Annotated in this window: 20 protein-coding genes; 8 read left to right on the top strand and 12 right to left on the bottom strand. The window is 70.9% G+C overall.

All coding sequences use genetic code 11. The features are described from left to right. Window positions 1-21 precede the first annotated feature (21 nt). A complete protein-coding gene (locus ACSHWB_RS40060) occupies window positions 22-594 on the bottom strand; it encodes a hypothetical protein (RefSeq protein WP_439658531.1) in 573 nt (190 codons plus the stop codon). 215 nt (window positions 595-809) lie between these two features. On the opposite strand from ACSHWB_RS40060, the gene ACSHWB_RS40055 reads away from it, so the two are divergent. Then, window positions 810-2,126 carry an alpha-lytic protease prodomain-containing protein gene (locus ACSHWB_RS40055; RefSeq protein WP_439658530.1) on the top strand — a complete coding sequence of 439 codons (1,317 nt, stop codon included), beginning with the start codon at window positions 810-812 and terminating at the stop codon, window positions 2,124-2,126. Between the two features lie 60 nt (window positions 2,127-2,186). Here the strand turns inward: ACSHWB_RS40055 and ACSHWB_RS40050 are convergent, their stop codons facing one another. Both ACSHWB_RS40050 and ACSHWB_RS40045 read right to left on the bottom strand, forming a co-directional pair. After that, window positions 2,187-2,657: a DUF5980 family protein gene (locus tag ACSHWB_RS40050; RefSeq protein WP_439658529.1), complete on the bottom strand. Its 471-nt coding sequence runs from the start codon at window positions 2,655-2,657 to the stop codon at window positions 2,187-2,189. Window positions 2,658-2,763: 106 nt separating this feature from the next. Next, the gene (locus tag ACSHWB_RS40045) at window positions 2,764-4,713 is read right to left on the bottom strand and encodes an ATP-binding protein (protein WP_439658528.1); all 1,950 of its coding nucleotides are present in this window, start codon (window positions 4,711-4,713) and stop codon (window positions 2,764-2,766) included. 144 nt (window positions 4,714-4,857) lie between these two features. On the opposite strand from ACSHWB_RS40045, the gene ACSHWB_RS40040 reads away from it, so the two are divergent. Continuing rightward, a complete protein-coding gene (locus tag ACSHWB_RS40040) occupies window positions 4,858-5,739 on the top strand; it encodes a cyclase family protein (RefSeq protein WP_439658527.1) in 882 nt (293 codons plus the stop codon). Here the strand turns inward: ACSHWB_RS40040 and ACSHWB_RS40035 are convergent. Further along, window positions 5,658-6,686, bottom strand: coding sequence for a ketopantoate reductase family protein (locus ACSHWB_RS40035; protein WP_439658526.1), 1,029 nt, complete (start codon window positions 6,684-6,686; stop codon window positions 5,658-5,660). The genes ACSHWB_RS40040 and ACSHWB_RS40035 overlap by 82 nt on opposite strands. A gap of 90 nt (window positions 6,687-6,776) precedes the next feature. Between ACSHWB_RS40035 and ACSHWB_RS40030 the strand changes: the two genes are divergently transcribed. Together ACSHWB_RS40030 and ACSHWB_RS40025 are read left to right on the top strand one after the other, a co-directional pair. Then, window positions 6,777-7,346 carry a TetR/AcrR family transcriptional regulator gene (locus tag ACSHWB_RS40030; RefSeq protein ID WP_439658525.1) on the top strand — a complete coding sequence of 190 codons (570 nt, stop codon included), beginning with the start codon at window positions 6,777-6,779 and terminating at the stop codon, window positions 7,344-7,346. A gap of 37 nt (window positions 7,347-7,383) precedes the next feature. Next, entirely contained in the window at window positions 7,384-9,054 is a 1,671-nt protein-coding gene (locus ACSHWB_RS40025; RefSeq protein WP_439658524.1) for a glycoside hydrolase family 9 protein, read from the top strand. Here the strand turns inward: ACSHWB_RS40025 and ACSHWB_RS40020 are convergent. After that, window positions 9,051-11,312, bottom strand: a complete 2,262-nt coding sequence (locus tag ACSHWB_RS40020; RefSeq protein ID WP_439658523.1) for a hypothetical protein — start codon at window positions 11,310-11,312, stop codon at window positions 9,051-9,053. The two genes, ACSHWB_RS40025 and ACSHWB_RS40020, sit on opposite strands and share 4 nt — an antisense overlap. A 146-nt stretch (window positions 11,313-11,458) precedes the next feature. Continuing rightward, window positions 11,459-12,475: a LacI family DNA-binding transcriptional regulator gene (locus ACSHWB_RS40015; RefSeq protein ID WP_439658522.1), complete on the bottom strand. Its 1,017-nt coding sequence runs from the start codon at window positions 12,473-12,475 to the stop codon at window positions 11,459-11,461. A 219-nt stretch (window positions 12,476-12,694) separates the two neighbouring features. Between ACSHWB_RS40015 and ACSHWB_RS40010 the strand changes: the two genes are divergently transcribed. Next, window positions 12,695-14,716, top strand: a complete 2,022-nt coding sequence (locus ACSHWB_RS40010) for an MGH1-like glycoside hydrolase domain-containing protein (RefSeq protein ID WP_439658521.1) — start codon at window positions 12,695-12,697, stop codon at window positions 14,714-14,716. Here ACSHWB_RS40010 and ACSHWB_RS40005 read toward each other — a convergent pair. Further along, window positions 14,713-17,079: an ATP-binding protein gene (locus ACSHWB_RS40005; RefSeq protein ID WP_439658520.1), complete on the bottom strand. Its 2,367-nt coding sequence runs from the start codon at window positions 17,077-17,079 to the stop codon at window positions 14,713-14,715. The genes ACSHWB_RS40010 and ACSHWB_RS40005 overlap by 4 nt on opposite strands. A gap of 127 nt (window positions 17,080-17,206) precedes the next feature. Between ACSHWB_RS40005 and ACSHWB_RS40000 the strand changes: the two genes are divergently transcribed. Beyond that, window positions 17,207-19,147, top strand: coding sequence for a S8 family serine peptidase (locus ACSHWB_RS40000; RefSeq protein WP_439658519.1), 1,941 nt, complete (start codon window positions 17,207-17,209; stop codon window positions 19,145-19,147). A 48-nt stretch (window positions 19,148-19,195) separates the two neighbouring features. Here ACSHWB_RS40000 and ACSHWB_RS39995 read toward each other — a convergent pair whose 3' ends face one another. The 4 genes from ACSHWB_RS39995 to ACSHWB_RS39980 form a co-directional block, all read right to left on the bottom strand. Then, the gene (locus ACSHWB_RS39995; RefSeq protein WP_439658518.1) at window positions 19,196-20,164 is read right to left on the bottom strand and encodes a hypothetical protein; all 969 of its coding nucleotides are present in this window, start codon (window positions 20,162-20,164) and stop codon (window positions 19,196-19,198) included. Between the two features lie 30 nt (window positions 20,165-20,194). After that, window positions 20,195-20,554 carry a PadR family transcriptional regulator gene (locus ACSHWB_RS39990; RefSeq protein ID WP_439658517.1) on the bottom strand — a complete coding sequence of 120 codons (360 nt, stop codon included), beginning with the start codon at window positions 20,552-20,554 and terminating at the stop codon, window positions 20,195-20,197. A 302-nt stretch (window positions 20,555-20,856) separates the two neighbouring features. Continuing rightward, window positions 20,857-21,726: a CU044_5270 family protein gene (locus tag ACSHWB_RS39985; protein WP_439658516.1), complete on the bottom strand. Its 870-nt coding sequence runs from the start codon at window positions 21,724-21,726 to the stop codon at window positions 20,857-20,859. After that, on the bottom strand, window positions 21,719-22,288 hold the full coding sequence (locus ACSHWB_RS39980) for an RNA polymerase sigma factor (protein WP_439658515.1): 570 nt from the start codon (window positions 22,286-22,288) through the stop codon (window positions 21,719-21,721). The genes ACSHWB_RS39985 and ACSHWB_RS39980 overlap by 8 nt, the downstream gene beginning before the upstream one ends. Window positions 22,289-22,838: 550 nt before the next feature. On the opposite strand from ACSHWB_RS39980, the gene ACSHWB_RS39975 reads away from it, so the two are divergent. Together ACSHWB_RS39975 and ACSHWB_RS39970 are read left to right on the top strand one after the other, a co-directional pair. Continuing rightward, window positions 22,839-23,687, top strand: a complete 849-nt coding sequence (locus ACSHWB_RS39975; RefSeq protein WP_439658514.1) for a hypothetical protein — start codon at window positions 22,839-22,841, stop codon at window positions 23,685-23,687. Beyond that, a complete protein-coding gene (locus ACSHWB_RS39970) occupies window positions 23,687-24,871 on the top strand; it encodes a DUF6357 family protein (RefSeq protein WP_439658513.1) in 1,185 nt (394 codons plus the stop codon). The genes ACSHWB_RS39975 and ACSHWB_RS39970 overlap by 1 nt, the downstream gene beginning before the upstream one ends. On the opposite strand, the gene ACSHWB_RS39965 is transcribed toward ACSHWB_RS39970, so the two are convergent. Beyond that, window positions 24,868-25,146: a hypothetical protein gene (locus ACSHWB_RS39965; protein ID WP_439658512.1), complete on the bottom strand. Its 279-nt coding sequence runs from the start codon at window positions 25,144-25,146 to the stop codon at window positions 24,868-24,870. The two genes, ACSHWB_RS39970 and ACSHWB_RS39965, sit on opposite strands and share 4 nt — an antisense overlap. Window positions 25,147-25,167 lie beyond the last annotated feature (21 nt).

Here is a 25,167-nt window from a genome sequence, read left to right as displayed (position 1 = left end):
CGCCCCCACGCGCGGGCCGGGTCAGGAGATCCGGACGAAGCGGCCGATGGGGTAGACCCAGCCGGGGGTGAACTCGAGTCCCAGCAGGTGCTGGTACGTCTGGCACGCGCTGGGCCGGGGCAGGTCGGGGCAGAAGACCACTTCGAGTTCCGAGTAGGTGTACACGTCGTTCGGGGTGGACGGGTTGCCGACCGGGACGATCGTGTTCCTGATGGTGTACCTCACCGAGGCCAGTCGCACGTCCGGCTGGCCGTTCGGGTAGTACAGCGCCGAATCGGGGTCGTACACGAAGATGCGGTCAGAGAAGATGCACACGTTCGCCTCGAAGAAGAACTCGTACATCAGCGTGCCCTGGCTGGTCTCGTAGACCGGCTCTATGACCTCCTCGTGATAGCAGGGAGTGTTGGCGGGAAACCCGTTGGGCGGGTCGATCCGCGTCGCGTTGGTCTTGAAACTCGTCGAGCTGTGGGACGAGTCCGCGTTCAGTCCGGGCTTGGAGGACGGCGCTGACGCCGACGCCGCCGGAGCCGCGATCACGATCATGAGCGTGACGGCCGCGGCCGATGTGAGCAGGTGTTTGAAGCGTGCGAACACTGGAACACCCCTTTGGTCGTGTTGGCTGCCGGACCAGGCTCACCGAGCGGACTGGACACAGATTGGACGGAGACTGAACACAGCGGAGCCGACCTCGCGAAGGCGGCTGGACAGGGGTCGTGTGTGCCTCGACCTTATGGCCAATTGGTATGTACCACTTGGTGCGACGTCGCCGTAGCGTTTGCGCGCAATCACCCTGCACGCAAGGAGCGGACATGAACCGCAAGCTCATCGCCGCCGCTACAGCGGCGGTCACAGCGGCCGGGCTGGCCATCGCGGTGGCGCTGACGACCAGCGCCACCGCGGCCAACACGGCTGACCCAGTCATGCTCGCCGCGATGGCCCGTGACCTCGGCATCTCCTCGGAGCAGGCGCGTGAACGCCTCGACGCCGAGAAGGTCGCGGGCCAGACCGACGCCGCACTGAAGTCCCGTCTCGGCTCGGCGTACGCCGGGTCCTGGCTGGACAACACCGGCCGCACGCTCACCGTCGCGGTCACCGACCCGGCGCTGGCGAGCGCGGTGCGTTCGCGTGGCGCCGTTGCCACCACGGTGAAGCACAGTGCGTCCGCTCTGGACAGCGCGAAGATCAAGCTGGACGCCAAGGCCACCAAGGCACCCGACGCGGTCCCCGGCTGGTACGTAGACGTGCGCGCCAACAAGATCGTCGTGCTCGCGCACGCCGGCGGTGAGGCGCAGGCCAGGGCGTGGACGGCGGAGGCGGGCCTGCAGAGCGACGTCGTCGCCTTCGAGGCCAGCACCGAGGACCCCAAGCCGCTGATCGACATCATCGGCGGCAACGCCTACGGCCTCCCCGGCGGCGGCCGCTGCTCCATCGGCTTCGCGGTCGAGGGCGGCTTCGTCACGGCGGGCCACTGCGGATCCACCGGCGGCCGCACCTCCAACCCCGGCGGCACGATCCAGGGCAGCAGCTTCCCCGGCAACGACTACGCGTGGGTCCGCGCCGACGCGGGCAACACCCCGCGCGCCCTGGTCAACCGCTACCCGGGCACCGTCCCTGTCGCGGGCTCGCAGGAGGCCCCGGTGGGCTCCTCGGTCTGCCGCTCCGGCTCCACCACCGGCTGGCGCTGCGGCACCATCCAGCAGAAGAACGCCTCCGTCACCTACCCCGAGGGCACCATCACCGGCCTGACCCGCACCAACGCCTGCGCCGAGCCCGGTGACTCCGGAGGCTCTTGGCTGACCGGTGACCAGGCCCAGGGCGTCACCTCCGGCGGGTCCGGCAACTGCCAGTCCGGCGGCACCATCTACTTCCAGCCGGTCACCGAGATCCTGCAGGCCTACAACCTGCGCCTGGTGACCTCCGCCGGTCCGACCACGACCACCCAGCCGACCGGCACGACCACGACGACGACCACGCCGCCCGGTGGCGGCACGTGGGCCCCGTACACCAACTACGGCAACGGTGCCGAGGTCACCTACGGCGGCGCGACCTACCGCGTCATCCAGCCGCACACGTCCGTTCCCGGATGGGAGCCGCCGAACACCCCTGCCCTCTGGCAGCGGGTCTGACGGCAGAGCTTTCCCCCGACGGCTGCCTCCGTCGGGGGAAAGGCTTGCCACGCCGGGGATTCACGGCCGGTTCATGCAGTCCACCCAGGACTCGGTGCTGACGATGATGTCGGTGGGAAGTGTCTCGGTCACGTTCCCGTCCGACACCCAGATGTGTGCGTGGTAGGTCGCGATCGGCACGGACGCGGGTCCTTGCACACCAACGAACCCGTTGACGGTGATCGAGCCGTCAGGCCGGTGGAAGTTGGAGCCAGGTGGAAGGCTGGACTCGGTGGCGGTCCAGCCGGGCGGCAGGTCGCGCATCCCGTACTTGAGATCGGTGGTCCACTTCCCGCTCACCACGAAGATGAAGTACGAGCCGTGGGTCCGGTCAGGGCCGTGGTACACGCACATCCGACTGGTGCGATCGAACTGCTCCAGGTGCCACGTCTGGGTCTGCGCCGACGCGACTGCTGCTGTACCGACCAGGGACAGCAGGAGCACCGAGGCCAGGACGAGCACCGATCTGGCGATCCGAAACGTCACTTTCACCGAAACCCCTCCTGAGACTGGCGCGAACACGCTGCGGTGCACGCTAGCGATCTGATCTCAGAGCGCTCTGAGAATCGTCGGACCCAGATCGTCGTGGTCGACCTGGTCATGCGAGCCGGTGACTTCCTGTTTCGCGGTCCCACAGCAGTTCGGTCAGCTGTGCGACCGCCTTGTCCCGATGCCGCCGGTAGGTGTTGAACGACAGGTGCAAAGACTCCGCGACGCGCTCCTGCACGCCTACCGGTCGCAGGAACGTGCGGTCGATCAACAAGCCGAAGTCGGGCTTCAGCACGACGACGGCGTCATCGAGCAGGTCGCGCAGGGCTTCGGCGTGCGTGCGTCCTGCCCGCTTGTGCCGCCGGACCATCCGAGTCCGCAACAGCGGGTTGGACCGGAGGAGTTCGGGAGTGTGCAAGGCGCGCAGGGCGGAGCGGACGGCTTCGGTGAACTCCTGCCGGGACAGCACCGCATCGCCGGATCGTGCCGGTGTGCCCAACTGATTGGCGTGCAACAGATCCGTGTACTCCTCGACGTCGGTTCGGCGCCAGTCGTGGGCGAACACCGGGTACGGCGACCCGTCGACGGCCCGGAACCCGAAGGACTCCAGGGCAGGCGCCCACAGCTCGACATCGTCGAAAGCGCCCACGAGGGTCCACGCCGTGTCGTCGTCGATCAGGACGATCTCCAGCATCTGCCACGCGACGAACAGCGTCAGTGACGGGGACGGGCGCTGGCCGTGGTCGCGGTCGAGGAAGAAGCGCCAGGCGCGGACCCGTTCACCGGCGCGCGGCGGCCCGTACTCCGCGGCGTGGCCCCACATCGCGTCGGTGCCGGGGTCCACACCGAGGTCGGCCTCGGTCAGGTCCAGGCAGGCGCCGTAGCCCCGCGGTTCGCTGGTCTCGGTGCGGAAGACGCGGAACGCCTCGGGCCGGCGCTGCATCCAGTGCGCCACCAACTCGGCCTGTTCGGATCCCTGCCACCGCGTGGTCATGGCGACGATCTCCGGCTTGTCGCCGTCGTGCAGCGCGTCGACGTGCACCTGCATCGTCGGCGGCAGCGACGCCAGCGCGGCGAACCGGGACCGGGCGCCGTTCAGCACGACCGTCATGACCATCAGGTCGAGCCGCTCCCGTTCGCTCGCCATCGCGCGGACCTGGCCGTGGAACAGGGCCAGTTTCCTGCGGTAGAGGTCGGCGTGGCGGGCGGGGTCGCGCCAGCGCAGGTCGGCGACGATGGCGTCGCGGACCACGTCGTGCGGGTACAGCCCGTACGGGGACTCGTCGACGAACACCTGCGCCCGCAGCCAGGCGAACAGCTCGCCGGTGGCGTCGCCGGCCATGGAGCGCAACAGGTCCTCGGTCGTGACGAGCAACAGCGCGCACACTTCCAGCGCCGTGCGGTGGCGCTTGCTCGGCACCTCGCCGATCAGCTGCGCCAGCAACGTGCCCGCCCCACCTGGTAGATCGGACAGGGTGCGCGGCGCGGCACCGCGGCGCACGGCGTCCACCATCATCGACAGGGTGAGGGGGTGGCCGCTGCTGATCTTCACCAGCCGTTCGTGCGCCTCCTCGGGAACGTCCTGGGCGCACAGGTAGGCGAGGGATTCCCGCGGTGACAGGTTCCCGAGCGCGACGACCCTCATCAACGTCCGCCAGGCCGGGTCCGCGCGCCACCGGGGTCCCGGACCGCGCCGTCCGGCGATCACCACCAGGCAGGACGCCGGGAGCGACGGCAGGTAGTGCTCGCGGACCCAGTCGTCGAGCGGCTCCAGCAACTCGTAGGTGTCGATGAGGAGGATCTCGTCGCCGACGGGCAGCGGCAACGCGTTGCGGCCGAGGGTCAGGTGGCGGGCGTCGACCCGGACCGGTTCGAAGCCCTTCTCGGCGGCGATGTCGGCGAACACGTCGAGCAACGCGCTCTTGCCCACCCCGCCGGGCCCGTGCACGAAGACCACGCCGGGGCCGCCCAGCGCGTCCCGGAACACGGCGACCTCGTCGTCGCGGCCGGTGAAGGACCGCCGCCGCAGCTCCCGCAGGGTGTCTCCGAGTGAGGGCATGCGCCCGACAGTAACCAGGCCGCCGGGTTGGGCACCGGATGGGCAGCGGCTGGGCTGTCGGCGGGGGACCGGTGCCGTGACGATCTTGGTGCGGCGTGGTCGTCGCGAGTTCTGTCCTCATCGCGGAAACGAAGGAAAGCCATCATGGACGAGAGCCCTGCCGAGTTCCCGAGCAACTGGGGGCGTTGGGGCGACGCGGACCAGCTCGGCACCGTCAACCTGATCACCGCGGAGTCCCGTGCGCGTGGCGCCGCGCAGGTGCGCACGGGGTTGTCGGTGTCGCTGGCCCGCAAGACCCCGACCGCGCCGCTGATGGGCGGTCCGATGGCGGCCCTTCAAGCGGACACCACGGGCGTGCAGACCATCATGTCGTTCACCGGCGCACCGCCGACCGCGATGGCCGAGCTGATGCTCATCACGACCCATCATCCCGAGGTGACCCACCTCGACGCGTTGTCGCACATGGTGATCGACGGTCAGGTCTACCCCGGGATCGCGCAGGCGGAGAGCTCAGGGCCCGCGGGGGTGACCCACGGCGCCGCCGACGTGTTCGCCGGCGGCATCGTGACCAGGGGAGTGCTGCTCGACCTGGCTCCTGGCGGCAAGCTGCCCGACGGGCACGCCGTCACCGCCGACGACCTGGAGGCCGCGGCGGAACGGGCGGGCGTCGTGGTGGAGTCGGGTGACGCCCTCGTGGTGCGGGCGGGCTGGGACCGGGTGCCCGACCACGGCCGGGCGTTGCCGGGCATGACCTCGGGCGCGGTCCGGTGGATGCACGACCGCGGGATCTCCATCTACGCGGGGGACATCGGCGACGCGTCCCCGCCGGTGAAGGACGACGTCCCCGGCGCGCTGCACCGGCTGGGGCTCCTCCGGCTCGGGCTGGTGCTGATCGACGGCGCCCAGTGCGAGGAACTCGTCGCGGTCTGCGAGGAGCAGGGCCGTCACACGTTCCTCTTCGTGGCCGCCGTTCCCCGGATCCTCGGCACCACCGGGCTGCCGGTGAACCCGCTGGCGGTCTTCTGATCCCGGGCGAAGAGCGGTTCCGCCGCCTCCAGCCGCGGTGCCGGGACGCCCAGCCGTCGTGCCTCGGCCAGGGTGTCCCGGCAGACCTCGCGCGGCTCCTCGGCGTCAGGGTCGGAGTGCGCCGCGAGACTCAGGCGCGCGATCGGGACGTGGGTGGTCAGCCAGGCGATCGCGGTGGCCGTCAGCCAGGTGGGCGCCCGGAACGGCAGCGTGCCGCCCCGATGACGGCGCAGGTCGACGCCGCGGGCCTGCAGGAGCGGCAGCAGTTCCCGGCCGGCCAGCAGCCCCTCGCGCAGGTCTCGCCTCGCCCCGACGAGCTTCGACAGGGAACCTCTCTTCAGGCCCTGGGTGAACAGGCCGGCGTCCGACACGAAGTGGACCCACAGCCAGCCGCGGAAGTCGGGCCGCTCCTTGAGCTTCAGCCCGGCCTGGCCGAACGCCTGGCGCACGGCCCGTTCCCGATCGGTCGGGGGCTGGCCGAGGGTGCCGAAGAACACCGACGGCAGCAGCGCTCCTTTCAGCACGCCGTCCGCGTCGAAACCGCCGCCGGCCTGGGGAAAGCCCCAGGCGACCTGGTCGGCGGGCAGATCGCCGATCGCGTCCAGCGGCTCGGCCCAGAGGTTGCTGAAGACCAGCACCGTGGCCCGCCCGGCACGCGGGGCCAGAAAGGTCGTCGCCTCCGGGAGGCGGTGGTGCGGCACGCTGAGCACGATCAGGTCGAAGTCGTGGTCCGGCTCCAGCGCCTCGCGCAGGCGCACCGGCCACTTCTCGACGACGCGCTGCCCCCACACCCGCCGCCGCGCGTCGAGCAGGTCGAGGTCCACCGCGTCCCCGTACGTCGCCGCGCGGCCGGGCCGGACGTAGAACTCGACCTCGTGCCCCGCGTTCTGCAGGGCCCAGCCGTAGATGGTGGCGATCACGCCTCGCCCGAACATCAGGATCTTCACACTGCACCTCGTCGGGTACGATCTATCTGGAGGTCATCTCCACTTTCCAAAATATGGAGACCATCTCCACTTGTCAACGCGAGGGAGTGCATGACCGCCGACAGGCCGCTGCGGGCCGACGCCCAGCGCAAACGCGACGCCCTGCTCGCCACGGCCCGCGAGGTCTTCGACTCCGGTGGCTTCTTCGACCTGCGCTTCGACGACTTCGCCCGGCTGGCCGGGGTGGGCACGGGCACGCTGTACCGCCATTTCCCCACCAGGGAGGCGCTGGCCGAGGCGGTCTACCACGGCGAGATCGCCGCGATGTGCGACCGCATCCGCCGGCTGCGGGCCGAGATGCCCGCGGCGGAGGCCCTGGCGACGTTCCTGCGCGGCATGGTCGACCACATGAAGGCCCACGAGGGCCTCGCCCGGACGCTGTCCACGCTCATGGCCACCCGCTCGGACGCCCTCGCCGAAGGCAGCCGGGCGCTGGAGGACGCCGTCACCGACCTGGTGGCCGCCGCCGTGCGGGAAGGCACCGTTCGCGCCGACGTGGACGCCGGTGCCGTGATGATGGTGCTGCACGGCATCGGCGCGGCCCACAACCGTCCTGGCTGGCGGGCCGAGGCCGACGACGTCATCACCCTCGTGCTGGACGGGCTGCGCCGCCCGGTGTGACGGTGTGTGTCCAACGTGGACGGTAGGGTGCGTTCCTGTGCGAGTGCTCCTCGTCGAAGACGACCACGAGTTGGGTGACCAGGTGTCACGCCGCTTGCGGGCACGTGGGTTCGCGGTCGACCGCGCGGCCGACCTCGGCGAGGCGGACCTGAAGCAGTCCGTGCACCGCTACGACTGCGTGGTCCTGGACCGCGGTCTGCCCGACGGTGACGGACTCGACCTGCTCGCGGCGTGGCGCCGTGCCGGGGTGCGCGTGCCGGTGCTCGTGCTGACCGCGCTCGGTGCGGTGACCGAGCGGGTGGCGGGCTTCACCGTCGGCGCCGACGACTACCTCGGCAAGCCGTTCGCCGTGGAGGAGCTGGAGGTCCGGGTGGTCGCGTTGTGCCGCAGGGGAGAGGCGCCGCGGCACACGCTGCTGGGCGCGGCCGGCGTGGAGATGGACCTGCCGCGCAGGCGCGTCACCCGTGACGGCGTCGTGCTCACGTTGACCGGCAAGGAGTTCGCGGTGCTGGAGCTGTTGCTCACCTACGCCACCGCCCAGCTGCTGCTGGCCCAACGCGACGGCGCGACGGACGAACGTCTTGCCGCCGAAGCGATGCACAGCATCAGGTGGCTCGGCAAGATGTGGACGGGCGACGTCCTGCACGTCCAGGTCGGCATCGGCGTCGGCAACGAGGGACTGCGCACCGACCACGACGTGTGGCGGCTGCCGGAGGACGACGACGCGCTCGACGTGCGGCCCGGCGACCGCGACTTCCACATCAAGCACCGACCGGTGTTCCCGGCGAACAACCCCGGCGAGCCCGTGAGCCCCAACCTCGCCGGACGGGTCGCCGCCGCCTTCGCGCTGGCCGCCCAGGTGACCGGTGAACGCCACTACCTCGACCTCGCGGCAGCCGTGTACGCCCGCGCCGACCACAATCCCCGCGCGCTCGTCACCGCCTACCCGCCCGAGTACTACCCGGAGACCGGGTGGCGTGACGACATGGAGTTCGGCGCGACCGAGCTCGCGCTGGCAGCGCGGCGGTTCGGGGACGACCGGGCGGCCGGCTGGTTCGCCGAGGCCGCCGACTGGGCCACGTCGTACCTCGACGGCGACGTGCGGGGTTCGCTCGGCATCGCCGACGTGAGTGCGATGGCGCACGCGGACCTCGCCCCGCACGTCGACGGGCAGCTCCGCGACCGCCTGGTGGAGGACCTGCGCGGTCATCTGCGCGATGCCGTCACCCTCGCCGGCAAGGACCCGTTCGGTTCCGGTGTCGTCTGCTGGGAGTGGGACTCGGTGCCGAAGACGTTCGGTCTTGTGCTCACCGAGGCGTACTACCGCGGGCTCACCGGCGATCGGGAGTTCACGGCCTTCGCCGGGCGCCAGCGGGGCTGGGTGCTGGGCGCGAACCCGTGGGGCAGGTCGTTCGTCATCGGGGCCGGCACCCGATCGCTCGACTGCCCGTCCCACGCGATCGCGAACCTCACCGGGCAGTCGCCGGTCGGGGCCGTGGTCAACGGCCCCAACGCGGCCGAGCAGTTCAAGGAGCTCAACACCTTCCCGACGATGCGCGCCTGTCCGTCGGACGGGTCCAACGCGCTGGCGGAGTTCGACGGCGCCGGCGCGCGGTTCCTGGACCACGTGGGCGCCTGGGCGAGCGCCGAGGTCGCGATCGACTTCACCTCCACGGCGCTGCTGGCGTTCGCGCTGTCCGCACGCTAGGCGAGGCACTTCCAGCTGTACGGGTCGGACATGGTGGCAGACCGGGAGAAGACGGCCTGCTCGTGCGGGTTCTGGCGCTGGCAGGCGTCGTCCAGGTCCATGGCCACCTGCGCGCCGGTGCCCGTGACGCAGCGCCAGTCGTGGGCGGTCGTGCCCGCGAGGACGACCCCGTTCACGGCGCCGGTGGACGTGCAGTAGCCCTGCAGGTCGAGGCCGCCCTTCTCGGTGAACACCGGCGGCTGCGCGAGGGTCACGGTGACCGAGGTGGTGCCGGCCGGCAGCCGGACGGTCCCCTTGGCGCTGTCGACGGTGCCCGCGCTCGCCCTGGAGATGTTCCCGAGGAACGTGGGCACCTCGAAGCTCACGCCGCCCGCGGGTGCGGCACCGGACAGGGTGAGGGTGACGTTCGCCCCGGAGGCGGTGATCGCCGCACCCATGCGCCTGCCGCCCGCGATGGGGAAGTTGCCGACGCTGGTGGTGGCGCCGTCACGCAGCCACTGCTTCGGCAGGCCGCGGCCGACGACCACCGTGCCGTCGAGCTTCTCGGCGAGCAGCGAGTCCAGCAACACCTTGGAGGCGTTGGCCTGGCCCCACATGTGCGGACTCGAGCCGCTGCCCGCGGTGCTGTGGGTGCCGGGGGACCAGTTGCTCGTTCCCACCGACTGAATTCCTTCCCACCACGAGAAGGGAGCGCTCTGCGCGTTCTGGATCAGGTACTGGTAGCCGTAGATGCCCTCGGAGCGGTAACGGGAGGAGGCCAGTCCGGCCGACCCGTAGCCCGCGTTGTAGGAGCTGCTCACGCCGGGGTAGCCGCCGAAGGTGTGCTTGGGCAGGCCCGACAGGCGGCTGAAGCCGTTGTCGTAGGTGGAGTCGATCAGGTCGATCATCGGGCCGGCCGGGCTGCTGCCCCACAGCTGGCCGTCCCACGCCCACCGTCCGAACAGGAACATCGAGGCCCAGTTGCCGTTGTTGGTCTGGCCGCAGACGTTCGCGCTGCTGTTGGGAACGTCCATGGCACAAGGCAGATACGACAGGCCGTTGGACGAGATCGTGGTGTTCAGCCGTGCGTTGACCGCGCGCAGGAGGGTGTCGTAGGTGCGGCCGGCCCAGGACGCCTCGGCCGTCTCGCCGAGGGTGGTGGCGATGTACCGGTAGGTGAGCAGGGCGAGCAACGCCGACTGGTTGTCGACGGTCCAGTACCCGGTGTGGTCCACCGCGATGGTGGCCTTCATGATGCCGCCGGGGCCGGTGGCGTCGGACTCGATCCTGTGGGCGGTCTGCTTGATCGTGGCGAAGTTCGCGCGGACGAAGGCGGCGTCGCCGGTCTTGCGCAGGTACACCGCCCACGGCCAGTTGTACTTCCACGTCCCGTCCGGGTACATCCTGGTGATGTCGTTCGGGTCGTCCTGGGAGATCAACGTCGGCAGGTAGTCCTTGGCGCGGTTCAGGTCGCCCGCCTCCAGCAGCTGCACCAGCATGCCGACGAGGTCGTGGTTGAAGATCGCGTCGTAGCCGTTCTCGCCGACGTTGAGGCGGTTGCCGTCCTTGACGAGGTTCGTGGTGATGTACCCGGCCCGGAAGGCGTTGGCCAGCTGCGGGTCGGGCACCTGGATCTGGGCGATCTGCGCGAGTTTGCCGTCCCAATAGGACGTCATGTGGGCGTAATGGGCGTCGTAACCGCCTGCCGCCGTCAGTTCGGCGGCCGTGGGCCAGGTGTACCCCTGGCCGAACCTGTCGGCCGCGATCACGTAGTCGAAGTCGGTGGTCTGTCCTGGTTGGACGGTCGTCGACGGTCGGTTGAGCGGGAGGGTCCCGCCGGACGGCGCCGGGTCCAGCACGTGCGCGACCGTGTCGTGGTTGACGACGCGCACCCGCGAGTAGATCGCGACGAAGTCCCGGTTGCCGATCCTCACCTGGTCACCGAAGTTGGTGATGGTGACGGTGCTGTTGTCGCGCTCGAACTGCGTTGTCAGGGCGGGGTAGTAGCCCCCGGCGTTGAACCACTGCACGCGTCCGGGGTTGTTGTAGATCCCGAACCGGACCGTGGTGTTCGGTCCTGAGTGGACGTCGAAGCTGCCGTCCTTGTGCGTGAGGACGCCGTAGTAGTCGCCCTCCCAGCCGATCGCCGCGCTGTCGTGCTGCGTCACCGCGGCTCGCGCGTCGCTGGAGTGCCACACCGGGGAACTCCCGGCCAGGACCAGCGTGGCGGTGACGATCACGGCCGGCCACCCGCGCCGCCGTCGGCTGTGCGTCTTCATGATGGGTCTTCCCCTCCGAGCGCGCCCCGGTGATGGACCTCTGCCGAATTTGATCGTTAAAATTGGCGTGGACCAGACCCAACCACAGGCCCGCTCGGACTGTCAACGCTGGGAGAACTCCCCGCAACGCCCAGGTTTCGGCGTGCTCAGGCCCGAGGCCGGGACGAACCGCGCACGACCAGTTCCGGCGCCAGCAATGCCGCCACGGGCAGCACCGTCCCGTCGGGCGGGCACAGGGCCTCCACGATCCGCCGCCCGATCTCGGGGATCGGCTGGCGCACGCTGGACAGGTCGAGGACCTCCGCCGAGGGCGTGTCGTCGTACCCCACCAGGGCCACGTCCTCCCCGGGAGTCAGCCCGAGATCGCGAACGGCCTGCAGGGCGCCCGCCGCCAGGGTGTCGGAGGCCGCGACGAGGGCGGTCGGCGCATCGGCCCGGTCCAGCAGACCGCGGGCCATCCTCGCGCCGCTGATCCAGGTGTCCTCGCCCCGCACGTCGAGCCGGTGGCTGCCGGCCAGCAGACCGTGCCGGTCCATGGCCGTCACCCAGCCCCTGGCCCGATCGTCACCGACCCGGTGGCCCTCCGGGAAACCGAGGAACCCGATCCGCTGATGGCCGCACGCGGCCAGGTGCTCGACGACACCGGCGATGCCCGCCGCGTTGTCGACGTCCACCCAGCCGGTCGCGTCGGCGGAGAACCGCCCGAAGGACACGAACGGCACCCCGGCGTCCAGCAGCAACGACGGCCGCGGGTCGTCAGGCACCACGTTGTACAGCACGACACCCTCGACCGACCCGCTGCGCACCAGCCGCACGCAGGTGGCCACCTCGTCCTCCGCGTCGTCCACCGCGAACAGCATCAGGTGCCTGCCCACCGCCTGACCGGCCTCGGCCAGCGCGTGCAGGAACCGGTCGTGCAGGTGGGCGAGCGAGTGGGAGGAGACGGGCTCGATGCGGCAGGCGATCATGCCGGCCGAGCTGGAGCGCAACGCCCGAGCCGCCCGGTTCGGCTGGAACCCCAGGTCCGCCACGGCGGACAGCACGCGGTCCCGAGTCCCCGGTCGCACCTTCTCGGGGTAGTTCATCACGTTCGAGACCGTCTGCTTGGACACCCCGGCGGCCACGGCGACGTCGGCGATCGTGACCGGACCCGACTTCGCCACGACGAGCACCCCTGACCGAGTTGAACGTTAAAAATCCGCCTGACCGGTGCCATCCTAAGGTAAGCCCTGGTCGTCGCAGGTGTCGTCGGGATTGCCGGCGGTGTCGCCCTCTGACAGGACCGGACAGGAACCTCGCCCGCCCAGGTGCGTGAGAGCGATTCCATGGTGCACTGCCCACTCGGCTCCGGTCGGGTCCGGGTGCCGGGAAAGGTGCCACGGATGATTCCCCGGCGGCGGATCGGTCGTGTCCTTCTGGCTCTGCTGACGATGTTGGGCGTGGTCACCGGCGCCTCACCGGCGACAGCGGCCACCACACCGACACTCAGATTCGCGAACCCGCTCACCCAGGCGCTGTACGGCAACGCCTACGCGGCCGCGCTGGACAACCTGTTGCGCATCAACACGATGGGCTACGACGCGGGCTACAACAAGAGCGGCCTGCTGGACCCGTCCGTCGGCTTCGTCCGCGCGGGCGGTGGCTACCACCAGCCGTGGACGCGCGACGCGTCGGTCAACAGCTGGAACGCGACCAGCCTGCTCTCGCCCGCTCTGGCCAAGAACACGCTGTGGGCCGTCGTGGACAAGGACTCCGCCGGAGCGTTGCGCGTCCAGCAGGACGACCAGCAGTGGGACCAGGTCATCTGGCTCACCGCCGCCTGGCACCACTACCTCGTGACGGGCGACCAGGAGTTCCTCGGCAACGCCTACCGCACGGCCAAGAACACCCTGGCGATCCGCGAACGCGCCACCACGGCGGGCTTCAACGCCACGTACGGCCTGTTCACCGGAGCCTCGTTCTTCAACGACGGCATCGCCGGCTACCCGGCACCGCCCGCCGACGCGACCGAGTCGGTCAGCACCGGCAGCATGCCGTGGCCGGGCGTCGCGAGCGGGATGTACCTGAGCACCAACGAGGTCTACTACGCCGCGTACGTCAACGCGGCGAACATGGCAGCCAGGCTGGGACAAGCTCAGGAAGCCGCCGGTTACCGCACGAAGGCCGCCGCGCTGAAGACCGCGATCAACCGCTACTTCTGGAACGCGCAAACGGGCCTGTACGACTACCAGTTGCTCGCCAACGGAACTCGTGGCGCTTACCAGGAAGGCACTGGCCTGGCGTTCGCGATCCTGTTCGACATCGCGAGCCCGGCGCAGGCGCAGTCGATCATCGCGCGCACCCGCACGATGACCTGGGGCCTGCCCGACACCTACCCGCACTGGGACCGCTACTCCGACGCGCAGCCCGGCCGCCACAACGCGATCGTCTGGCCGCTCGTCCAGGGCCTGTGGGCCAAAGCGCTGGCAAGGCAGGGAAACCAGAACCTCTTCGCCGCCGAGACGACCCGCCTGGCGAAGCTCGCGAACAACAACAGCGGCTTCTGGGAGATCTACAACGGCAACACCGGCGTGGTCGACGGCGGCTACCAGCGACTGGGCGACACGGTGAAGTTCCACTGGGGCTCCGAACCCGACCAGACCTGGTCCGCCACGGCGTTCCTGGACATGGTCCACACAGGACTGTTCGGGCTGCGCCACACCGACCAGGCCCTCACGTTCGCACCGAACCTGCCGACGGGCTGGGGCGATGTGACCCTGCAGAACCTGCGCTACCGCGAAGCCGACCTCACGATCACCCTGCGCGGCGCCGGCACGACGATCAGCTCCGTCAGGGTCGACGGCCAGCCGTCCCGCGCCGAGATCCCCGCCACGCTCAAGGGTGCGCACACCGTGGAGATCACGCTGACGGGAGCGACCGCCGGCGACCGGGACGGCGACGGCACGGCCGACGCCCAGGACCGCTGCCCCGACATCGGGGGACCGGTCTCCGGCTGTCCCGCCCCCGCCCGCCTGGACGCGGAGGACGCGCGCAACACCGGCGGCGTCAAGACGAACGTCAACCACACCGGCTACTCCGGCAGGGCCTTCGTCGACGGCCTGTGGGCCCAGGGTGCCGCGTCGTCGTTCACGGTGCACCGCGCGTCGGCAGCGCAAGGAACCGGCGCGATCACCTTGCGGTACGCGAACGCCAACAGCGACGCGCGCACGATGACGCTGTCGGTGGACGGACGCGCTGTGCGGCAGGTGAGCTTCCCGAAGGTCTCCGACAGCTGGGACGCTTGGGGAACGGTGACCTTCGACGGCGTTCCGGTCAGCGGCCGCGACCCGGTGGTGACGATCTCCTACGGTCAGGGCGACAACGGCTCGATCAACCTGGACTGGCTCAGCTACAGCGGTTCCTAGGAACGCGCGGCGAGCTCATCGGCGAACGCGATGAGCTCGCCGTCGTCCAGGTCACGACCAGCGCTGACCTGCTCGGCCCAGCGAACCCCGAGCACACCCAGCGCATGCTCCCGTGCGGCCGCCACGAACGGCGTGATCTTCTTGCGCCGCAGGCGATCCGCCGCCCCCAGCAGCACAGCGGCCGTCAGCGGACCGCGAGCGCAGAGGTGACGGGCGTGCAGGGTCAGGGCCTCCGAGACCGAGTCGCGGTCGCGGGTCGTGTGGCCCAGCGAGATCCGGACGGCGTCCGCCAGCTCCCGCCACGCCGCTCCGTCGCCGAGTGCGTGCCGGACCACGCTGGCGCGCAGGTGCACGGTGGCCTCGACGCGGTCGTTCCCGTTGTCCACCACGGTGTCCGCGACCAGGCGGTCGGCGTTTCTCAGGTGCGCTGACGCCGCGGCGGGGTCCTGCTCGACCAGCGCCAGCGCGGCGGTGACCTCGGCGAACGCCGCCAGCAGGGTGTGGCCGCCCTCGGTGAGCAGGGGCAGGGCCTGGGCCGCGTGGTCCACGGCCGCAGTGGTGTCGTCGAGGTCCAGGGCCAGGAAGGCGAGGTTGAACAGCGTGCGCCCGAGTTCGAACGGTCCGGCGCCGGCTCTTCGTTTCGCTGCGAGCGCCGATTCCAGCTGGCGGAAGGCGTCCTGCGGGCGGCCGATCTCGGAGGAGACCGACGAGAAGTTGTTCAGGACGCGGCCGAGCGTCGCGTCGTCGCCGGAGAGTCGTGCGGCGGCGAGTGCCTTGCGCAGGTGGGCCATGGCGGCGCCGGGGTTGCCCCGCTCCACCGCGATCATGCCGAGCAGGCTCAGGCCGGCGGTCTGGGTGCCGTGGTCGTCGTCCGCCGCCACGGCCAGCGCGCGCTCCGCCGACTCGCTCGCCGCGTCCAGGTCGCCGCGCAACGCCGCCAGCTGGCCCGACCTGATCAGCAACGGCGGGATCCCGCCCGTGCCCGCCTGGTTGAGCAGTTCCGCGCCCTCGCCGAGCCGTCCGGTGGCCTCGTAGAAACGGGTCAGCGCCATCGCGGCGTCCGCGTCGAGTCGCGCGGGCTCCTCGGCCACCGCCCAGCGCACCGCGGCCCGGATGTTGGCCGCGTCGAGGGCGCCGAACGTCGCACCGGCGCGCAACCGGTCGAGGTAGTGCGCGGCGATCATTGCGCGGGCGGCGGGGGAGTCGAGCTGTTCTGCGGCCAGTTCGGCGACGGTGTCCGGCAGCGTGTAGCGCGACGTGCCGCCGTCCGGGACCAGCCGGACCAGGTTGATGTCGACGAGCTCGGTCAGTTCCGGCAACGGTTGTCCCAGCAGCGTTTCGAGGTCGTCCAGCCGGACGCCGCCGTGGAAACCGCCCAGGAAGCGGAACGTGGTGCGCGCCTCGGCGGTCACCAGGTCCAGCGTGGCCTCGATCGCCGCGCGCAGCGAACGGTGCCGGGCGGGCAGGTCGCGCGGCCCGTCGGTGAGGTAGCGCAACCGGTGTGTGAGGCGCGTGGCCAGGTCCGCTGGGCTCATCAGCCGCACCCAGCCCGCCGCCAGTTCGATCGCCAACGGCAGGTGCTCGACCTTCTGGCAGATGGCGTGCACCGCGTCGTCGGCGTGCTCCAGCCCGGCCCGTCGCACGAACAGCGCTGCCGCCGCGTCACGGGGTAAGCCGCTCAACGCGAGCACGTGTTCGTCACGCACCCGCAGCGGCCGCTGGCTCGTGACCACGACGGTCAGGCCGGGGCACCGGCGCGGCAGGGCGGCGAGGTCCGCCGCGGCCTCCACCAGCTGCTCGAACCGGTCGACCACCAGCACCACCCGCCGGTCGCGCAGGTGCGCGGCCACCCGGTCCAGCGGCGCCAGCCGGGACGGGCCGCAGCCCAGCGCGTCCGCCACGAGGTCACCGACCAGCGCCACATCGCCGACGGCGGACAGGTCGAGCGTGCTGACCATCAGATCGGTGCGCCCGCCCAGCAACGCGGCGAGCTCGGCGGCGAGGCGCGACTTGCCGGCACCCGCCGGCCCGGTGATCGAGATGAGCCGGTGCCGTGCCTGGAGCACCAGGTCCAGCAACGAACGCAGCTCGTCACCCCGCCCGACCAGCCCGTCCGTGCTGACCGGCGCCGACGGGGCGGGCGTGGCCGAGGGCCGTGCCGAGGCGAGGAACGCGCTCAGATCGTCGCCGGTCAGCTTCAGCGCCGTGGCCATCAACCGTGCCGACTGCGCCCGCGGCACCCTCCTGCCCTGCTCCAGATCCCGCAACGCGCGGTCGCTGATCCCGCTGAGCCGCGCGAGCTCCACCTGGCTCAGCCCGGCCGCCGCCCGATGACGGCGCAGCAGCTCGGCGAACGCGGACATCGGGCGACCGTAGCGGAAGTTCACCGGAAACTCCGGCGGTTTCGCTGGCTTCCGCCCGGTGCGGGCAGCGACCTTGGGTGCCGGACGTCGGGGGACCTGTCCGGGAGATTTCGTTGGGAGGACGGAATTGTCGTACTCATCCAGACGGGTGCTGCTCACGGTCGTCATAGCGGCGGTCACGTTCGCGGGGCTGGCCACGCCCGCGACGGCGGCACAGGGGGAGATCCGTGTCGGAGCGGGCGCGAAGACCATCGCGGGCCGATACGTCGTGGTGCTCAAGGAGAACGCCGACGTGGCCGACATCGTCACCAAGAACGGTGGCGGCCAGGTGCGGGAGACCTGGCGGCACGCGCTCAAGGGGTTCGCGCTCGAGGCGGACGAGACCACGGCCAGGCGGATCGCGGCGGACCCGCGCGTCGACTACGTCGAGCAGGACGCCGAGATCACCGCGGACACGGCCCAGGCGACGCCGCCGGCGTTGTGGGGCCTCGACCGGCTCGACCAGATCACCGGCCGTTCCAACGGCCAGTACGTCTCCGCCGGATCCGGTGCGGGCAACGTGCGCGCGTACGTGATCGACACCGGCATCCGCACGACGCACACGGACTTCGGCGGGCGTGCGAGCTGGGGCACGAACACCACCGGGGACAACAACAACACCGACTGCAACGGCCACGGCACCCACGTGGCGGGCACCATCGGCGGCGCCACGCACGGCGTCGCGAAGGCCGTGCGGCTGGTCGCGGTGAAGGTCCTCAACTGCTTCGGTTCGGGCAGCACGGCCGGTGTCATCAGCGGCGTCGACTGGGTCACCCAGAACGCCGTGCGCCCCGCCGTCGCGAACATGAGCCTCGGCGGCGGCGTCAGCGCGACGCTGGACGCCGCGGTCGAGGCCTCGATCGCCGCGGGCATCACGTACACGGTCGCCGCGGGCAACTCGAACCGCGACGCCTGCACGACCTCGCCCGCCCGCACGCCGAACGCGATCACGGTGGGAGCCACCGACCGCAGCGACGTGCGGCCGACGAACTGGACCAGCGGCGGCAGCAACTTCGGCGCCTGCGTGGACGTCTTCGCCCCCGGCGACGACATCACCTCGGCGTCGAACACCGGCGACACCGCCACCAGGGCGCTCAGCGGGACGTCGATGGCCGCACCACACGCCGCCGGTGTCGCCGCGCTCTACCTGCAGCGCAACAGGAACGCCTCACCGACCACCGTCTGGTTCGAGATGGCGTTCGCCGAGTCCACGAAGGACGTCGTGGTGAACCCGGGAGCGGGCTCGCCGAACCTGCTGCTCAACTCCCGCTACACCTTCGGCGGGCCGGACGGCGACTACAGCGACGACCAGCGCACGGACACCACGGTGTGGCGCCCGTCGACCGGCCAGTGGTTCGTGCGCAACATCAGCACGACCCAGTGGGGCCAGCAGGGCGACATCCCGGTGCCCGGTGACTACAACGGCGACGGCGTGTCCGACGTGGCGGTGTGGCGCCCGTCCTCTGGTCAGTGGTTCGTGAACGGCCAGTTCACCGTCGCGTGGGGCCAGGTGGGCGACGTCCCGGTGCCCGGTGACTACAACGGTGACGAGATCACCGACGTCGCGGTGTGGCGTCCGTCCACCGGCCAGTGGTTCGTGCGCAACCAGTTCACCCAGCAATGGGGCCAGCAGGGCGACGTCCCGGTGCCCGCGGACTACGACGGGGACGGCGCGGCGCAGGCCGCCGTGTGGCGTCCGTCCACCGGGACCTGGCACTACATCGGCGCGTTCGGCGTCGTCGTGTCCGTGCCGTGGGGACAGAGCGGTGACGTTCCCGTGGTGGGCGACTACGACGGTGACGGCGGGTTCGACCTGACCGTGTGGCGTCCGTCGACCGGCGAGTGGCACGTCCGCGGCGTCAGCTCGACGCAGTGGGGTCAGCAGGGCGACATCCCGGTGCCCGGCGACTACAACGGCGACGGGGTCGGCGACCTGGCGGTGTGGCGTCCGTCCACCGGGCAGTGGTTCGTGCGCAACCAGTTCAGCGTCGCGTGGGGTGTGCAGGGGGACCAGCCCTTGGCGTCCTGACGAAGCAGCCGGGGCCGCCTTCCTCGTGAAGGCGGCCCCGGCGTGACGTCAGGCGGTGCGGGGACGGCGGAGAACGCGGCGAACGTGGCTCAGGGCCGTGGTCACCGCCGTGAACGCCACGGCCGCCTTCGCGACGACCGGGAGAAGTGCGAACAGGACGGCCCCTGCCAGGAGCGAGCCCCGCGGCAGCAGGTCGTTGACCGGCTGGAGCGTGTAGGCGGTCGCGCTCGCGATCAGCGCGGTGGTGAGCAGGCCACGGCTTCCGTGCCAGCGCAGGAACGGGACGACGGTGACGACGAGCGCGACGATCATGCCGATCGGGATGGCCTGCGAGTCCAGGTACATCGGGAGGGACTGCCTGCTGTGGGCGGGCACCTGCATCCCGGAGGTGGCGGCCGCGAACACCAGGCAGACCGGTGCGGCGAGCGCCACGACGCGCCTGGCGACCAGGAGTTCGCCCCGGCCGGGCCGGAGGGCGGGCGCGAGCAGCACGAGCAGGGCACCGATGACCACGGAGAGGTGGGCGTCGGAGCCGTTGCCCACGTCCGGCGTGAGGGACGCGGTGAGGGCCGTCGCGGCCGCGAAGACCCTGGCCGACCGGGTGTGGTCCAGCAGTACCGACACCACCACGCCGAGCCAGAACGTCGTGGTGATCGCGAGTGCCAGGCAGTCGATTATCGTGCCGGCGATCATGGTGCTGGTCAGGTCCGTGGCGTCGAGGGCGATCAGCGCCCAGACCGCGAGGAGGTAGCCGGTCACCAGGGCCGCGATCGGGACCGTGGCCGCGGCCACGACGTCGCGAACCCCGTCACCCGCTGCGCGCACGTGGGCCCGGACGGCGCCGCGGAGCAGGCTGGTGCGCTCCCGTGCGGTGGGCCGGGTCTGGCCTGGCTCCGCCATCTCGCACAGGGTCCCCAGCATCTCCTGCTCGCGCTCGGCGCGGTAGGTGGCGGGGTACCAGCGGAGCAGCCTGCGGTAGGCCTGCTCCAGGCGGGACGCGGGGTCGGGGAGGGTCACGAACGGGCTCCTTCGAGGGCTCGGGGTGGGTCAGGCCAGGCCGGCGGCGGGACCGAAGCCGAGGCCTCGGTCGGCACGGGCGCGAAGCCCCGCGGCGGCGGCGTCGGCGTTGGCGCGCAGCCGTGCGGTCTCGCCGGTGAGGACCTCGGCACCCGTGTCGGTGAGCCGGTAGTAGCGCCGCAGACGCCCGTCGACGACCTCTTCGCGGTCGAGTTCGATCCAGCCGTCGTCCTTGAGCCGGTCGAGCGCGCCGTACAACGTGCCCGCCTGCAGCCGGACGCGATCACCCGACAGCGCCGCGACGGCCTGGACGATGCCGTAGCCGTGCAGCGGTTCGGTCGTCAGCGAGGTGAGGATGAAGAACGTGGGTTCGCGCAGCGGCAGTGGCACGCCGCGAAACTACAGCGTCCGACATATATCGTCAACCGACCCATAGAGCCGCCCGCTGCCCGCAGCGAGCGGCTCCAGGTCCCCCTAAGCACCTGACCGGAAGTCCTGTCCGAAACGACGGGCTACGCCCACCCCAAACTTGAGCGTGCCCGGCTCAAGTCTAGAACCGCACGCGGGGACCTTTCGTACTGTCAGAGCACACGCGGGGACCCCGCGTACCGCAAAAAGAGAGGGTGCCGGGCCCCTTGTGACCCATGGGAACTGGACCCGACGGGCCGGGGACAGGACTTCTGGCCAGGTGCTTAGACGCGGTCGCCCACCTGGTCGACGAACCCGGCCGCCTCCTGCGGCCTGTTCTTCAGGCCGAGGTACTCGTAGGTCTTCTTGTCGAACACCATCACGATCGGCTCGGCCCACGACGCCGAGCCCTCCGGCACCGGCCAGCTGATCCCGACCCCGGGGCGGCCGGACGAGACGTTCTCCACCACCGTCAGCCCCGGCACGCGGGTCGCCGCCTCGAACAGCGCCGCCTGCTGCGGTCCCGGCAGGTACGAGTGGATGACCATGGACAGCACGTCCTTGCCGTACGAGTTCACCGACCGGTCCTTGTCCTTGCCCTGCAGGACCTTCAGCATCTCGTCCGCGGTGGTGGGCAGGTCGTCGCGGTACGCGCGGGTGGGCACGCACTCCTCGAACGCGCCGGTCGGCTTGTCGTACTTGTCGAGCACCTTCCTGCGCCCGCCGACGCAGCCGGGCGTGGTGGTCGGATCGGAGCCCGTGGACGCGATGATCCGGCCGTCCCTGGTGCCGTCGACGGAGAACCAGGCTTCCCAGCCGCCGTTGCGGACGTAGTAGAACTGGTCTGGCCGAGGCACCTCGGCGGGCTTCGAACGTGCCGCAGCGGCGGCGTGGTGCAGCAGCTGCACCGCGGTGTCCACCGGGGTCGATGTCTCGACGAGCGCGGTGTCGTTCTGGGGAGTTCCTGACGGCAGCAGCACCGCCACGGCGGCGACCGCGGCGGCGGTGGCGAGCGTGGCGACGGCGATGATCCCCGCGCGGCCGCGCCGGGGGGACTTCATGCCGGCCACGAGCTGGGCGCGTGCGGCGGCGAGGTGGTCGGCGGACTGCAGCGGGGTGTCGTCCAGGTCCTGCACGAGCTTGAGGTCATCCATTGTTGAGCAGCTCCTCGACTTCGGTGTGGTTGCGGGTTCCCAACGCTTCCCTGACCTTGCGGCGGGCGCGGTTCAGCCGTGACCGCACCGTGCCCACCGGGATCGCCAGCGCCTCGGCGACCTCGAGGTAGCTGAGCTGCTCCCACGCGACCAGCAGCAGCACGTCCCTGTCCTCGGCGGACAACGCCGCCAGCGCGCCGGTGAGCACCGACCGCATGGCCTGGGCGGTGACGTCGGCCGCCACCCGGTCGGCGTGGTCGTGCACGTCGGAACCGGCTGACGGCATCCGCTGCCGGCGCACCTCCTCGCGCCGGTGCTGACCGACCAGGTTGGTCGCGATGCCGTACAACCACGGCCGGGCGTCGGGGCGGGAGGTGTCGTAGCGGTCCCGTTTGGAGAACGCCACGAGGAACGCCTCGGCGAGCAGGTCGTCGGCGGCCTGCTGCCCGAGACGCCGTGCGAGGTAGCGCTGGATGTGGGGCGCGTGCCGGTCGAAGATCAGGGCGAACTGCTCCGGCACTCGCCGCGACGCCTCGATGAGCTCCGCGTCGGTCGCTGTCATGGTGGCCTTTCGAGCGAAGGGTCTTCGCCCTGTTATCAGCAGAACCCCCGGATCGGGTTCACGGCAGGGGAACGCTCGTGAGGCTGAGAAGGGGTGAGGCGCTCCACTGCAGGGGGTAGCGCCTCACGCCGGACGCGAAGGAACTGAGCGAGCTGCGGAGCGTCCACAACGGAAGTCTGCACCCACGGAGGGGCCGTAGGCAGGGACGACCTCGCTCTGCCCAGCGCGCGTCGAACCGCCGACTTCATGTTCCCCACCGACCTGGCCACCGCCTTCCCGCAGACGCAGTCCGACCCGGCCTGCACCCACGCCCGCGAAGCCCTCCACGGCGGCGCGACGCGAGCGGCTTCACCCCCGGCGACCCGTCCGCGACCTCCGCGGCACTGCTCGCGATCGCCGACGCCCCCACCCCGCCTGGCTGGAGGAGCGGGACCACGTCTCCCGCCTCGCCCAAGGCTCTGACGTGCAGGTTCGATGGCGTCGTGCCGGAAAATTCGCACTCGCCGGGGATGTTGAACGTGCCTCAGCCACCGGCTGACACAATGGACGAATGGCTCTGGGTTACATCCTCGCTGTGCTGGCGACCCTGGCGTCAGGCAGCGGTTCGATCCTGGAGGCCATCGGTATCCGGCGTGCGGGGGCGTACGGCGGCAGGTCGCTCGATCTCATCGCTCTCCGGCGGCAGTGGCTTTACTTCCTCGGTCTCGGCGTGGACATGCTGGGATTCGCGTTCGCGGCCGCCGCGCTGCACCGGCTGCCGCTGTTCCTCGTGCAGTCGATGCTCGCGTTCAGCGTCGGCGTGACCGCCACGATCAGCGTCGTCTTCATGGGCGCCCGCCTGGGTGCCGCGGGATGGGGATCGCTGCTGGTCGGCGCGATCGGCCTGGTCCTGCTGGGCGTGTCCGCGGAGCCGGGCCCCGCGCAGTCCCTTCCGCCGCAGTGGCGCTGGGTCCTCGTGGCCATGACGATCCCGGTGTTCGCGATCGCGGTGTACGCCCGCCGCCACAAGCACGTCTGGGCAACGGTCGCACTGGCGTTCGGCGCCGGCGTCTCCTACAGCGTCGTCGGCATCTCGGCACGCACGCTCGACTTCCCGGACGACACGTGGCGACTCGTCCTGGAACCGGCTGCCTGGTCCATCGTCCTCAACGGACTCGCCGCGGCCGTGGTGTTCGCGATGGCGCTGCAGAAGGGCGGCCCGACCGGCGTCACCGCGATCATGTTCACCACCAACACGGTGCTCTCGTCGTTCGTCGGCCTGGTCTACCTCGACGACCACGTCCACGAGGGCTACGTGACCGTCGCGGCCCTCGGCTTCCTGCTGGCGATCGGCGGAGCGATCGCGCTCGCCCACTACGCGGCCGACTCCCGGCAGCACGAGCTCGCGGCGGCACGGTGATGAGGCCGCTGACCTTCAGCGACGACAAGGACAACGAGCAGGAGTGGCTCCCCGGCGGTGACCAGTCCGCCGCGGACGCCTTCCTGGAGTTCGTCGCCCGGCACCGTGCCGCGGACAACACGTCGTTCAGCATGGAGGACGCGGCCGGCGAAGAGGCACTGGTGTTCATGGTGGACATCGGCGCCATCTGCCGGGTCAAGGGGTGGCAGGACTCGCACACCGAATACCGCGTCGTCACGAACAGCGGCGACCACCGAACCCATGCGGTCGAGTTCGCCCGCGGCGGCTTCACCGCACTGGACCCCCACGGCCCCTGGCTGCCGGACGCCGACAGCTTCCTGCAGGCCCGATCCGCCCACCTCGAACAACGAGCCACGCGCCGCGCTCCCCGAGCCGACGACCTCCGATCCGAGTTCGACCGGTCCGTGCTGCGGCGCACCCACCCACGCGAACTGCGCCGCCGCCTGGAGATCCTGACCCGCATCGACGGACGCGAGCCGGTCACGGCCTCCGGCGTCACCCACTACGGCTACGGCGCCGGCGACACCGTCAACGCCTGGTTCACGGCCGACGGTCGCGGCCTGGTGCTCACGTTCGACCACTCCAGCGCTCTTGGTTCCCCAGAGGACGCGCACGCGGCGCTGTACGAAGGAGTCCCGGCTGACCTGCTCGCCCTGGTGAGGGACGGCGGCACCCTGGTCGCCGCCACCGGGATCTTCACCTTCTCCGGCCCGTGCGCGATGGCGGACGGCCTGGTGACGCGCTTGCAGGACGACGGGCTGGGCATCGAGGCCACCGGGGTCCGGCTGCTCGAACGCTTCCTGGCGGTGCGGGACTTCACTCCCGAGGCGGTCGCGGAGGCAGGGGAGTGGAGCGCGGAGGATATCGCGAAGGGTTTCGCGGCGACCCCGGCGCCGGAGCACGCCGGACCACTCGACCCTGAGGCGCTGACCAGCTTCTGCAAGATCTGGGCCGACTCCGGCTACAACGACCGCTGGGACGTGCACTACGTCCTCTTCGACAGCCGCACGATCGAGGAGACGGGTACGGCCCGGGACACCCTCCTGGAGCTGGTCCGGAGCCTCGGACTCGAACTCGTCGACAGCCCACCGGGCGCGGCCACCGGCGAGGTGTGGGTCCGCAGCGACCCCCGTGTCGACGCGGAACTCGGCAACTGGGCCTAGCAGTCCAGTTCGAAGTCGCGGTGGTCCTCGGGGTCGACCGTCGCCGCGAGCTCGTTGCCCGGCTTCGGGCCGGGGTCGTACCTGGCGTCGCGCTCGATCACGAACTCGGGCACGTCCGGGCCCTTGATCAGGAGCCGGACCCGTTCCACGGTGCCGCCGTCGTTGGCCGCGTAGGCGATCGGTCCGCTGACCATCGACGCCACGGCCAAGAGGCGCATGATCACGTTGTCGCCCAGGTTGGCTCCGCGTACTTCGACGAACCCGTCCTGTGCCACTCCGGCACCCTGAGCGGGTCA

Source organism: Lentzea sp. HUAS TT2, assembly GCF_051853195.1.
GTDB lineage: Bacteria > Actinomycetota > Actinomycetes > Mycobacteriales > Pseudonocardiaceae > Lentzea.
The sequence above is the reverse complement of the archived record's forward strand: the minus strand, read 5'-3'. Positions and strand labels throughout refer to the sequence as shown.